We start from the raw sequence: 12,340 nt of genomic DNA on the forward strand, positions 1-12,340 counted from the left end.
GAACAGCACCACCTACACCGCCACCATCAGCGGAGCCACCAACACCGCCGGCCAAACCATGACCGCCCCCTACAGCTGGACCTTCACCACCACCGCGGCACCGTCCTGCCCCTGCACCGTGTTCAGCGCCGCCTCCAACCCCGCCACCGTCAACGTCAACGACCCCAGCGCCGTCGAACTGGGCATGAAGTTCCGCTCCGACATCGCCGGCAACATCACCGGCATCCGCTTCTACAAAGGCAGCCAGAACACCGGAACCCACACCGGCTACCTCTGGTCCGGCACCGGATCCCTCCTGGCCTCCGTCACCTTCACCGGCGAAACCGCCACCGGCTGGCAACAAGCCACCTTCGCCAACCCCGTCGCCATCGCCGCCAACACCACCTACCTCGTCTCCTACTACGCCCCCAACGGCTTCTACTCCGCCAACAGCGGCTACTTCAGCAGCGCCGCCGACAACACACCCCTCCACGGCCTCGCCAGCGGAACCGACGGACCCAACGGCGTCTACAACTACGGCAACGCCGCCTTCCCCACCAACAGCTACAACAACACCAACTACTGGGTCGACGCCGTCTTCACAGCACCGTAGCCGGAACCCGTAAGCCGGTAAGAAGGGATAACTCCGCGTGAAAACAGCTCAAGGCCTCAAAATGATGGCCGCCAAGCTCTTGATTCCGCCAGCCACCGGAGCCCGGGCCGTGGCCGGCACCATGCCGGCGCTTCACGGCCTTACGGATCACGTTGTTGCTGAACCTCGTGTTTCCCGGACCCGCATTCGTGAACACACCGTTCCAGAACGCCACGCGGGCAACTCCGCAAACGCGCCATCGGGACGGGTACTCCTTGGCGGCGCCGTGGTCGACCTTCTGGGCTTCCCGGAGGCTATCGGCTTGATTTCCGCGCGGGCGACTTCGAGGGAGTTGCCGCCCCTGGCTATTGCCTCGGCCAACCTGGACCACATCAACCACTTCGGCGTCGGGAGCAGATGGGCTTCCGTTCTAGGAAACGGTCGCTCATGGGTGGACGGTTCCCCGGTTGTCGATTGGCTCACGCTGCTCGATGGCGCCCCCTTGGTGTCCGAAGCGCAGCGACTGACCGGGCGCAGTTGGCCGCGACTGGCCGGTAGCGACCTGATCGGGCCGCTCCTGGATGCTGCCACAGACCTTCAGCTCCGGGTCGGCTTCCTGGGCGGTGCGGAGTCCGCGCACGAATCACTCAAGTCGAGGTTCTCCCGCGAACGGCCGGGCCTTGTGGTGGCAGGCTTCTGGTCCCCGGGGCGCGACGAGCTCACAGATCCCGCGGCTTCAACCTGCCTGGCGGCAGCCATCGCCGCGGCCAAGGTGGACATCCTCGTCGTCGGACTCGGAAAACCAAGGCAAGAGCTGTGGATTGCCGAATACGGGGCGCTCACGGAAGCCCGGGTCCTGTTGGCCTTCGGCGCTGTGGTGGACTTCCTGGCCGGCCGCATCCAGCGGGCCCCCGAATGGGTGAGCTCCCACGGCCTCGAATGGGCCTGGCGGCTCGCGCTGGAACCACGGCGACTGGCCCGCCGCTACTTGCTCGACGGCCCCGCGGCCTACGCGTCGCTCCGGTCGAAAAGTTCCGGCCTGGAGGAAGTGCCCGGGGACGCATCGAGCGGCCCGGGCGATGGACCCGCGCCGGCCACTCCCGCCCCGCCCCCCGCAGGCAACCGGACCTTTGCGATCGCCGGGCAAGCCGCGGATGTCGCCGTCTTGGTAGTCACCTACAACAACGCCGACGACGTCGGACCCCTGATCGAAAGCCTGCGATCCGAGGCGGCCGAGCAGTGGCTCCGGGTGATCGTCGCGGACAACGGCTCCTCGGACGGTACGCTGGACGCGCTCTCCAGGTACGACGACGTCATATCGTTCGCCACCGGCGGCAACCTGGGCTACTCCGGCGGCATCAACGCCGCGCAACAGTTCTGCGGCGACGTCCAGTACTTGCTGGTGGCCAATCCGGATCTGGTCATCGAACGCGGCTCCGTCGCCGCGATGATCCGGCGGCAACGCCTCTCCGGGGCCGGGATCGTGGTTCCCGCTCTTCTGGACGAAGACGGCTCAACATATCCGTCCCTGCGCAGGGAACCAACCCTTCCGCGCGCCTGGGCGGACGCCGCGCTGGGCTGTCGGCTACCAGGCCGGCCTGCCTGGCTCTCGGAAATCGACTATGACCAAGTCAGCTACGAGCATGCGCACCCAGTGGAATGGGCCACGGGCGCGGCGTTGCTGATCGACGCAGGCCTCGCGACCGAACTCGGGCCCTGGGATGAGCGGTTCTTCCTCTACCTCGAAGAGACCGACTTCTTCCGGCGGGCCCGGGAGGCAGGGACGGACGCATGGTTTGAACCCGCCGCTAAAATGCGGCATCGCAGGGGCGGCTCCGGCAGTTCGGCGGCGCTCACCGCCTTGATGGCGGTGAACCGGACCCGCTACGCGGAAAAACACCACCCGCCTGCAACCGCTGCCGCATTTCGCGGTGCGGCGGTGCTCTCCGAGGCACTACGGGCATACCAGCGCGACCACCGGCCGGCGCTTCGAGCCCTCCTGAACAAACGCAGCTGGGAGCAACTGCCCCATGCCGTGCCCGCTCCACAAGCAAACCACGACGACGGCGGTCGCCTCAGGGACTTCCCCGCCGGCTCGATCATCATCCCGGCGCATAACGAAGCGGCGGTCATTGCCCGCACGCTCACCAGCCTGAAGCCGCTCGCGGCGACTGGCGCCGTGGAGATCTTCGTGGTGTGCAACGGCTGCACTGACAACACCGCCGAAATAGCCGGCCGGTTCAGCGGTGTCCAGGTAGTTGAGGTCGACGAACCATCGAAAACCATCGCCATGGACACCGGCGATGCGTTGGCCACGGCCTGGCCACGGCTCTATCTCGACGCGGACGTGGAGATCAACCCCGTGGCCATCGAGCAGCTTTTCAGGCGCCTTGGGCAAGGCGACCTCCTGGCGGCACGACCGGCGTCGCAATACGACACCGGCGGTGCCACCGGCCTCGTTCAGGCCTTCTATCGTGCACGGGGCCGTATGGCGTCAACCAGGAGCGGCCTATGGGGCGCGGGGGCCTTTGCCCTGACCCGCGAGGCCCGCGCCCGGTTTGGCAAGTTTCCGCCGGTGCAGGCCGATGATGTGTTCGTTGACCGGCACTTTGGCGCCAACGAAAAGGAAGTTATCACCTGCCGTCCCATCAAGGTCCACACCCCTAAGGACGCCCGCGCCCTCGTCACGGTCCTGCGACGGAACTACCGGAGCAACGTGCATCTGCTCAATTTCCAGCCGGCCGAGGGCGGTGGCGGCACGAGCCAAAGCCTCCGGGAACTCCTGGGTTCGGTTCGCGGTCCCCTCACGGCCTTCGACGCCGCCGTCTACGCGGGCTTTGCCGTCGCCGCCCGGCTTCGGAAGGGGCCCGCAACCGCGACTACATGGGAACGGGACGAGAGCAGCCGGCGCTAAGCCAGTTGGGCCAACACAGCACCGCGTGCCTTTCGCACCGCTAGTCGGCGCCCGCTATTACGCCGCCAGTCGGCGCCGGCTATTTGCCGGAGACCCCGCATGCGTTGCCGCCTTCCACCCGGTAAATATGTACCGCGTTACCGTCGGCAAAAGTGTCGGTGAAAGAGCCGTTAGCCATGGCCAGGGAGCGGTTTTCGCCGAGTACCGTTACGCTGGTTCCGCCGCCGCATTTGAGGTTCAAGGCGACAGATTGCGCTCCTGTCTGGGTGGACCCGGCAATGATGTAGAAACTGCCGTTGTAGGCCTTTACTGCGGTATCGATGTTGCCCCCCGCGGTTGCCACGCCATCCACGAACGGCGAATTAAGCACCGGGGCCAACTCTGCGATCTGCTGGTTGACGGCTGTCACCGTCGCCCGGATCGCGGCGCCGCATGCATCCCGCAAGACGTGTTGAGAGATACAACTCCCACCAAAACTGTGGTTGAAATACGTGATCCCGCGTGCACCATGGATGATGCTGCTCCACACTGCGGCCCTGATTTCCGGTGCCGTGATGGTTGGAGCACTGGCTTCCGTGAAGGGGTGTCCCAACTCAACGAAGGCCCAGACAGGTACGTTTCCCTTTGGGCTGACGAAGGCACGGGTGCGTTCCACGGTCCAGCCGTAATTTGAGGCTTTGCGGCACTCGGAGTCGGTCAAAGCACGGGGTGTCGCCAGCATCACCCCGCCTTCAGTCGGAGCACAGATGTTGGGATCGGTGAACCAGTAATTGTCGGCAGAAACCACCTGCTGGTAGGTATTGACGAATTGCCCGGCTTCAGTGGCCGACTCCCAGAACGTCACGCCTTTGCCATAATTCGCGTAGATCATGGTGTTGGCCGGGGCTTTGTTGAGCAGGGTTCCCTGCACCGTGAATCCGCATTTGCTTTCGGCGGGAGCGCAAACCGTCCCGGCACCGGGGTAATTTCCGGTCCAGCTGGCAGAGCCGGGCCCGGCCCACATATCCGACTCGTCCGAGAGCAAGAACCCGGAGGCAAGCGGCGATGTCCAGGACGGGATCGCATAGGACCCGGCGTCCCTGATGTACTGAACATTCGAGTCGGCGGTCAACTCGACGTACAAATTAATGCCCGCTGCCCTGTCCAAGGGAACATCGGTAGGATCGAGGACGCTTTCGAACCAAATGCCCACGGGAAAGTAGTTTGGCGTGGCCGGCAGGGCGTTGGGAAACTTTCCGTAGTACTGCGGGCCCCCGTCAACCGCGCGGACGGTCACTCCGGCCGGCAGCGGCACAACGGTCGGCACAGTGGAGCTCGCCACCGAGGCTGAGAGGGCCAGGAAAGCAGCCAACAGGACACTCGTTCGGGCGGAAATGTTGGGCTTCGTCATCGCCATCGGCTCCCGTTAATACATCGGAAATTTCACAGGCCACTCTTGCAAGGAGCCCGAAACGGAGACCATCAGCTACGGAGTTCGTCCCAAAAGATACCACCGATCAAGGTGCTGAAGACACCCTTTCTTGCCGATGGAAGTGACATCGGGCCGAAGTCGAGTGCTGATCGAACCGAGCACGAGCTTCCGGGTGTGGGGTGAGTAGCGGGCCGTCGCGAATGCGGGTACCAGCCACTCGTGCCTGGCCTTCTAGCCCGCAAATAGGCTGAGACGAGCATTCATGTAAAGGTTCGATCCCGGTTCTCAGGATGAAGGGAAGCAATCACCATGACAAGCAGGAAGCTGCGAGTTGCGCTGATCGGGGCAGGCTACTGGGGGCCGAATTTGGCCCGTAATTTCAAAATCAGCGCGGACTGGGATCTTGCGGCCATCTGCGATCTCGATGCCGGCCGGGCCATGGACGTCGCCGAGCAAGTGGGCAACGTGCCCGTGGTGACGGATCTGGATGAGCTGCTGGCCTGGCCCGATCTTGAAGCCGTCGCCATTGCGACACCCGCACGAACCCACCACCGGATTGCCTTGGCGGCAATGCTGGCCGGGAAGCATGTGCTGGTCGAGAAGCCGCTTGCGGATAGTCGTGAAAAAGGTGAGGAGATGGTGGAACTCGCCCGGCAAAAGGGGTTGGTGCTGATGGCAGACCACACGTACTGCTACACGCCGGCTGTTCTGAAGATCCGGGAACTCATCGCTGACGGGGCGTTGGGCGACATTCTCTTCATCGATTCCGTCCGTATCAACCTTGGCCTGGTCCAGCCTGATGTCGACGTCTTCTGGGATCTCGCTCCGCACGACCTCTCGATCCTGGACTTCATCCTTCCGGGAGGACTGCAGCCCGCCCATGTGTCGGCACACGGCGCAGACCCGCTCGGTGCCGGCCGGGCTTGTGTAGGTCATTTGAGCTTCCCGCTGGCAGCCGGAGGCTTGGCGCACGTCCACGTCAACTGGCTCAGCCCAACCAAGATCCGCCAGATGGTGATTGGCGGATCGAAGCGGACCCTGGTCTGGGACGACTTGAACCCACAGCAGCGGCTGAGCCTCTACGACCGGGGCGTCAATCTCCAGCATCAACCCTCCGACGGCGCCAACCGGACGGCCGCGACGATCTCGTACCGGCTCGGAGACACCTGGTCCCCTGCTTTGCCGGAACATGAACCGCTCGGCCAAATGGTCAGCGAGTACGCGGCCAGCATCCGTGAAGGAAGGCTCTCGCGCACCGACGGATCGGCGGGCTTGCGCGTCTTGTCGGTCCTTGAGGCCGCTTCGCGAAGCCTGGCCGAGGATGGTCGCACCGCCCTGGTTGACGGTGCCGAACTGCAGCTTGAGGAGACGGCGTGAGCAATTTGGCCGGAGCACAGATTCTCGTCACGGGCGGTGCCGGGACCATCGGCTCCACCATTGTGGACCAACTCCTCGACGCCGGCGCGGCCCGCATCGACGTACTGGACAATCTGGTGCGCGGGCGCCGGGACAACCTGAGCGATGCGCTGCTCAGCGGCCGCGTCACTTTGGTCGAAGGCGATTTGCGTGACCGGGACCTCGTCCACGATTTGACCAGGGGCAAGGACATCGTCTTCCACCAGGCCGCCATCAGGATCACCCAGTGCGCGGAAGAGCCCCGGCTGGCCCTGGATGTCCTGGTCAACGGGACGTTCAACGTTTTGGAAGCCGCCGTTGCGCAAAAGGTCGACAAGGTGATTGCCGCCTCCAGCGCCTCTGTCTACGGCTTGGCGGAAACCTTCCCCACCAATGAGCGGCATCACCACCACAACAACGACACCTTCTACGGGGCCGCCAAATCCTTCAACGAGGGCATGTTGCGCAGCTTCCGCGCCATGGACGGACTGGACTACGTGATACTGCGCTACTTCAACGTCTACGGTCCGCGAATGGATGTCCACGGGCTCTACACCGAAGTCCTGGTGCGATGGATGGAGCGAATTGCTGACGGCCGACCACCGCTGATTTTCGGGGACGGCCGACAGACGATGGACTTTGTCTTTACCGGCGACATCGCGCGGGCCAATCTGCTCGCGGCCGCCAGCGAACTGAGGGAAGGGGTCTACAACGTCGCCAGCGGAACGGAGACAAGCCTTTTGCAACTCGCACAGTCCCTGTTGCGCGCCATGGACTCCGAGCTTGCCGTGGAACATGGACCGGAACGGGCGGTCAACGGTGTAAGCCGCAGGCTGGCTGATATTTCCGCGGCCCACTCGGACTTGGGCTTTGCGGCCGAAGTCTCCCTCGACGATGGGCTTCGGCAGTTGGTGCACTGGTGGCAACCCCTTCGAGCGGAAATCGCCGCCACGCGAACCGCCGGGGTATCCTCATGACCCGCATCAATGTCATGCAGCCGTGGTTCGGGGCAGAGGAAGTGGCCGCCGTCAGCGCAACGATCGAGTCCGGCTGGGTCGCGCAAGGTCCTCGGGTCGCCGAATTCGAATCGGCCTTCGCCCGCAGCCAACATGCTCCTTTCGCGGTCGCCACCTCGAATTGCACGACGGCGTTGCATCTGGCCTTGGTAGTTGCCTCCATCGGCCCGGGCGACGACGTCGTCGTTCCGTCGTTCTCCTTCATCGCCACAGCGAATGCGGCCACCTATGTAGGCGCGCGGCCGGTCTTTGCCGACGTGGACCTGGCCACCGGAAACCTCACAGCCGAAACGGTGCGCGCCGCGTTGACGGACCGTACCAGGGCTGTCATTGCCGTGGACCAGGGCGGAGTCCCGGTTGATCTGGATTCCATCCGTCGGCTGTGCGACCCGCTCGGGATTGTCGTCATCGAGGATGCTGCTTGCGGCGCAGGATCGAGCTATCGGGGCCGGCCGGTGGGAGCGGGCGCTGACGTGACCGCGTGGTCCTTCCACCCCCGGAAAATCCTCACAACCGGCGAGGGGGGCATGTTGACCACGCCGCACCAGGACTGGGCCGATCGTGCCCGCCGGCTGCGCGAGCACTCTATGAGCGTCTCCGCGAGCGCCCGGCACGCCTCCGTGCTGGCACCCGCCGAGGAGTATGGGGAGCCCGGTTTCAACTACCGCATGACTGACCTGCAGGCCGCCGTCGGCTTGGTTCAGCTGGACAAGTTGCCGCAGATAGTCCGCAGACGCCGGGATATTGCCTCCGAGTACAGCAAGCAATTTGCGGATGTCGAGGGAATGCGCGTGGTACGGGACCCGGCCTGGGGTACCAGCAATTTCCAGTCCTTCTGGTTGGAGGTCCTCCCCGGATCCGCCACCGACCGTGAAGGCGTGCTCGAACATCTGGCCCGGGATGAAATATCGGCCCGTCGGGGAATCATGGCGGCCCATCGCCAGCCCGCGTATCGCGGACGGGACACAGGAGAGGCTCTGCTACCGGTGACCGAACGCCTCACGGACAATACGCTCATCCTTCCGGTTTTCCATCAGATGACCGAGTCTGAACAGGCAAGGGTCATACACTCCGTGCGCGCCGCGGTGACCGGGGGACGGTGAACCGTGCAGGAGCTGATGCTGATCGCTGCCAGTGGATTGGCCCGGGAAGTGCTGGCCGTCATCCGGGGCTCGGATCAGTACCGCGTGGTCGGCTTCCTCGATGACTCCTCCACCATCCAAGGCAGGCTCGTTGGCGGCGTAACCGTCCTGGGCACCATCGCGGATGCCGCCCTGTACAACTACACCCAGTTCCTGGTCTGTGCCGGCTCTGGAACCGCGCGGCAGCAGATAGTGCAGCGCCTGGCATATCAGGGCATCACGGGCGAGCGCTTCGCGACGGTCCTGGACCCGGGAGTGCGGGTGCCACCCGGCTGCACGGTCGGACGCGGAAGTATCCTGCTGAGCAATGTCGTGCTGACCGCCGATGTCACCGTGGGGAGGCATGTGGTCGCCATGCCGCAGGTAACGCTGACCCACGACGACGTAGTGGAGGACTTCGCCACCCTTGCCGCAGGCGTGACCCTGGGCGGCGGTGTACATATTGGACGTGCCGCCTACCTGGGCATGAACTCCAGCGTCCGCCAAGGAGTGCGCGTGGGCGAAGAAGCAACCCTGGGAATGGGGGCCGTACTGCTGCAGGACCTCCCTCCCGGTGAGACCTGGGTAGGCGTACCCGCTGCCCCGATTCGCCTGCCCGTCAATGACAGCCAACAAGAACAACCCGCATAGACCTCTGACGGAAGGTACAGCTGATGGACCCATCCTTGGCGACGAACATACCCCTGGTTGACCTCGCGGCACAGCACGCCGAAGTCGAGAGCGAGGTCCTCAGCGGCTTGGAGGACGTGTTCGCGACCACGGCGTTCATAGGCGGGGCCGCCGTCGGGCAGTTTGAAGAAGCCTACGCCGCGTGGCTAGGCGTGAAGCACTGCATAGGTGTTGCCAATGGCACCGACGCCCTGGAACTGGCCCTGCGGGCAACAGGAGTTGGCCCCGGCTGCGAAGTGGTCCTGCCGGTCAATACCTTCATTGCCACAGCGGAAGCCGTGGTCCGGATCGGAGCCGTTCCCGTGTTCGTCGATGTGGATCCGGTCCACCTGCTCATCGATCCCGCGCTGGTGGCGGAGGCGGTCGGGGACCGCACGCGGGCCATCGTTCCGGTCCACCTATTCGGCCAGACGGCGCCCGTCGAGCAGCTGCGCGCCGTGGCGGAGTCCTGTGGAGCAGTGATCATCGAGGACGCAGCACAAGCCCAGGGTGCAACCCGGCACGGGAGTTCGGCGGGCTCCCTGGGGGCGGCCGCCGGGACGAGCTTCTACCCCGGTAAGAATCTTGGCGCCGCAGGCGATGCCGGCGCGGTGACGACCAACGACCCTGAAATAGCCCGCGGCGTCCGGATGCTTGCCTCGCACGGCAGCGCGACGAAATACGTCCACGACGTGGTTGGCTTCAATTCACGACTGGACACGATCCAGGCAGTGATCCTCAATGCCAAGCTTCGGCGCCTGTCTGCGTGGAATGATTCCCGCCGGGAGGCCGCAGCGCGATATAGCGAAATGCTCGACGATGTTCCGGGAGCCGCCGCGCCTATCAGTGCTGAAGGCAATGACGATGTATGGCATCTGTACGTCATCCGGGTGGCAGACCGGGATCGCATCCTTGCCAGCCTGAACGGCACGGGAATCGGAGCGGGAATCCACTACCCAACGCCCCTGCATCTGAGCGGGGCCTTCGCCCACCTGGGTCTCGGGCCGGGAACCTTTCCGGTGGCGGAGCGCGCGGCAGGCGAAATCCTGTCCTTGCCTTTGCACCCGCACATAACCATCGCGCAGCAGAAGTTCGTAGTCGAAACTCTTCGGGCCGCCCTGTAGCGTCCCCGCCGAGCCTTGAAATCCGCCGAGCCCTAATATCCGGGGCCGAGGGTAGCCGCCGGAGTACGGCCATCCCCGCGGTTCGCAGGATCCGTCATCGGGACGGTTCGCCCACGGACTCAGCCTCAAGAACTTCCTGGGTCTCCCGACTGTGGGTCCCTGAATCCCGACGGCGGCCGCGGCCTGTGGGGAAGACGGCGAGTTCGGGGCTCAGCCACTCATCCGCCGTGGATCCTGCGTCCAATGACAATGAATCGCGCTCCGGCCTGCCTCCTGCGCCCGACGCCGCAGCGGCACGCAAGGCGGCCTTCCGCTGGCGTGCGATTCCGCGACCCCGGGCCACGGAGACGGCTCCGAACATCAGGACTGCACCGCCCACGAGGACGGCGATCAGCGAGCGCAGCCGGCTTGAAAACTGCTCAGTCGCTTTGTCCGGGGATGCGACCACCAGCGAAGAGAAGAGATAGGTGTCGTCAGCGCCGTCGATTTTCTGAATAGTGCGAAGGTTCTGCGTCAGCAGTTCCCCCAGGCGCCGCGTCGTAGCCAGCGAGCGGTCCGGCGTCGAGCTGACCCCTGTGATGTCAACAAGGAATGAGTTCTGTCCGCCAACCGCATCCCGGGTGACATCATAATCTTTGCTTAGCCCCTCGGCGGTGAGTCCGTCAGCTGTGGAACTGTCCTTGAGGCGCGTGATCAGGACCTGCACAACCAGGGTGGGATCCGATGAACGCAAATACGGATTGCTTGAATTGAGGTCTTTGAGCGCCGGATTCTTTATTTTGTCGGCTTCGGTCGGGATATTGGGGTTGATCAGGGCATACGTCATCGTGGATTCGTAGGTGCGGGGCGCGAACTGGAAAACGTAGATTGACGCAATGAGCGTAATGAAAAGGACAGGCAAAGCAACAGACTTGTAGTGCCAGAGTGTCTTGAGTACTCCTAGGGGATCCATCGTCTTCCTTTCGGGGTGGAATGTACCGAAACTGGTGTCTTCCGAAACGGTGGGTCATTCCCATCGTGAGGTCCGGGCAATTCGATCTCGCGTTTGACCATTATCCAGACGGCGCCGGCCAGACCGATGAACAGCGGGTAAGTCAGCGCGAAGACCGGGAATGACAAAGAATCGAACGTCAGCGAGCACACGGCTGCCACCAGGCCGCCGGCTGCCACTGCACCGGCAAGGCATTTCAGTGCCTGGGAGCGTGCTCGGCGGGCGACGCTCACCGTAATGGCTCCCGGCAAAACCAAGTAGGCGATAATGGCGACCAGGCCCACCAGGCCCAGGGTGACCGCGGAATTCAGGTATTGATTATCCAGAATGTGCAAGGCGTTATCCGGTATGTAGTTGCCGGGGCCCAGGCCGAGTATCGGGTTCTGGCCAACCATTTCGATAACGCGCGGATAGTTGTTGGTGCGCGTGGAAATTGACGGGTCGTTTTCAGCGGTGGTGAAAGAACCTGCGATCGTTGCGATAAGGCCCGGCACCGCGAGGAAGAGACCCGCTGCGGCAACGGGGACTAGGACGAATGCCCAGCGTCGGGCCAGCGCTGGGAGGAACGGAATGAACGCAATCATCCCGACCAGCAGTGCAATAACGCCTGCCCTTGAGATCGTTGCGGCGATCGCAAACACCAGGAGGCCGGTTCCGGTCCAATGCAGCCATTTTCGGCCCACCGGATCAAATAGGCCCCGCCAGATTGAGAGCGGAAGCAGCATTCCGGACACGACGGCCAGTTCGATGGAGTGAAAGGTGCTACCCGAAACGCGGACCAGCGTGCCGCGGACTTGAAATGTCGTGCCTGCTCCGTTGTCGGTAAACCCAGGCATCGCCAGTTGGAACCAATCCATCGGATTGATGTGGAAAATGAACTGGACCGCAGCCACTATGCAGCAAAAGAGGGCCCCCGCCAGTATCGCCCGGACGAGCAACAGGACGTCGCCCATGGTCCGGACAACCTCCGCCGTGACAAGGACGATTCCGGCGCTTGCAACAAGCAAAATCACCCATCGATCCGAAGCCGCCCGCGACGCTATTGAGCTGCCGCCGGTCAAGCCCAGGTAGAGCGCAACGTAGGAAGCGCAAGTCCCCAATAGCAGGAGGGCGAGCCCGATCCTGCCT

10 protein-coding genes are annotated in these 12,340 nt (G+C 63.9%); 7 read left to right on the forward strand and 3 right to left on the reverse strand.

The genetic code is table 11. The features are described from left to right. Together ACFVTG_RS02710 and ACFVTG_RS02715 are read left to right on the forward strand one after the other, a co-directional pair. Positions 1 to 592 (forward strand): DUF4082 domain-containing protein (locus ACFVTG_RS02710; protein WP_390277733.1); only part of this gene is annotated, 592 nt, incomplete at its 5' end. 37 nt (positions 593 to 629) lie between these two features. Beyond that, positions 630 to 3,485 carry a WecB/TagA/CpsF family glycosyltransferase gene (locus ACFVTG_RS02715; RefSeq protein ID WP_390277735.1) on the forward strand — a complete coding sequence of 952 codons (2,856 nt, stop codon included), beginning with the start codon at positions 630 to 632 and terminating at the stop codon, positions 3,483 to 3,485. 79 nt (positions 3,486 to 3,564) lie between these two features. Here ACFVTG_RS02715 and ACFVTG_RS02720 read toward each other — a convergent pair whose 3' ends face one another. Further along, positions 3,565 to 4,875 (reverse strand): hypothetical protein, encoded by a 1,311-nt coding sequence (locus tag ACFVTG_RS02720; protein ID WP_390277737.1) that lies wholly within the window; start codon positions 4,873 to 4,875, stop codon positions 3,565 to 3,567. Positions 4,876 to 5,205: 330 nt separating this feature from the next. Between ACFVTG_RS02720 and ACFVTG_RS02725 the strand changes: the two genes are divergently transcribed. Genes ACFVTG_RS02725 through ACFVTG_RS02745 form a run of 5 tightly spaced genes read left to right on the forward strand, consistent with a single transcriptional unit; the run spans position 5,206 to position 10,221 of the window. Next, a complete protein-coding gene (locus ACFVTG_RS02725) occupies positions 5,206 to 6,273 on the forward strand; it encodes a Gfo/Idh/MocA family oxidoreductase (protein ID WP_284755384.1) in 1,068 nt (355 codons plus the stop codon). Next, entirely contained in the window at positions 6,270 to 7,268 is a 999-nt protein-coding gene (locus ACFVTG_RS02730) for an NAD-dependent epimerase/dehydratase family protein (RefSeq protein ID WP_390277739.1), read from the forward strand. Before ACFVTG_RS02725 ends, ACFVTG_RS02730 begins: the two co-directional genes overlap by 4 nt. Continuing rightward, positions 7,265 to 8,410 carry a DegT/DnrJ/EryC1/StrS family aminotransferase gene (locus ACFVTG_RS02735; protein ID WP_390277741.1) on the forward strand — a complete coding sequence of 382 codons (1,146 nt, stop codon included), beginning with the start codon at positions 7,265 to 7,267 and terminating at the stop codon, positions 8,408 to 8,410. Before ACFVTG_RS02730 ends, ACFVTG_RS02735 begins: the two co-directional genes overlap by 4 nt. A 3-nt stretch (positions 8,411 to 8,413) precedes the next feature. After that, positions 8,414 to 9,079, forward strand: coding sequence for an acetyltransferase (locus ACFVTG_RS02740; RefSeq protein WP_390277743.1), 666 nt, complete (start codon positions 8,414 to 8,416; stop codon positions 9,077 to 9,079). A 23-nt stretch (positions 9,080 to 9,102) separates the two neighbouring features. After that, positions 9,103 to 10,221, forward strand: a complete 1,119-nt coding sequence (locus tag ACFVTG_RS02745) for a DegT/DnrJ/EryC1/StrS family aminotransferase (protein WP_284755390.1) — start codon at positions 9,103 to 9,105, stop codon at positions 10,219 to 10,221. 94 nt (positions 10,222 to 10,315) lie between these two features. Here ACFVTG_RS02745 and ACFVTG_RS02750 read toward each other — a convergent pair whose 3' ends face one another. After that, positions 10,316 to 11,173: a chain-length determining protein gene (locus tag ACFVTG_RS02750; protein ID WP_390277745.1), complete on the reverse strand. Its 858-nt coding sequence runs from the start codon at positions 11,171 to 11,173 to the stop codon at positions 10,316 to 10,318. Further along, a complete protein-coding gene (locus tag ACFVTG_RS02755; protein ID WP_390277747.1) occupies positions 11,161 to 12,225 on the reverse strand; it encodes an O-antigen ligase family protein in 1,065 nt (354 codons plus the stop codon). The genes ACFVTG_RS02750 and ACFVTG_RS02755 overlap by 13 nt, the downstream gene beginning before the upstream one ends. Positions 12,226 to 12,340 lie beyond the last annotated feature (115 nt).

This window comes from Arthrobacter sp. NPDC058127 (assembly GCF_042884555.1).
Lineage (GTDB): Bacteria > Actinomycetota > Actinomycetes > Actinomycetales > Micrococcaceae > Arthrobacter.

What these genes read in the sequence shown, in the direction of transcription:
- ACFVTG_RS02750 (WP_390277745.1), bottom strand. Translation starts at nt 11,173, where the DNA reads ATGGATCCCCTAGGAGTACTCAAGACACTCTGGCACTACAAGTCTGTT.
- ACFVTG_RS02735 (WP_390277741.1), top strand. Translation starts at nt 7,265, where the DNA reads ATGACCCGCATCAATGTCATGCAGCCGTGGTTCGGGGCAGAGGAAGTG.
- ACFVTG_RS02720 (WP_390277737.1), bottom strand. Translation starts at nt 4,875, where the DNA reads ATGACGAAGCCCAACATTTCCGCCCGAACGAGTGTCCTGTTGGCTGCT.
- ACFVTG_RS02745 (WP_284755390.1), top strand. Translation starts at nt 9,103, where the DNA reads ATGGACCCATCCTTGGCGACGAACATACCCCTGGTTGACCTCGCGGCA.
- ACFVTG_RS02725 (WP_284755384.1), top strand. Translation starts at nt 5,206, where the DNA reads ATGACAAGCAGGAAGCTGCGAGTTGCGCTGATCGGGGCAGGCTACTGG.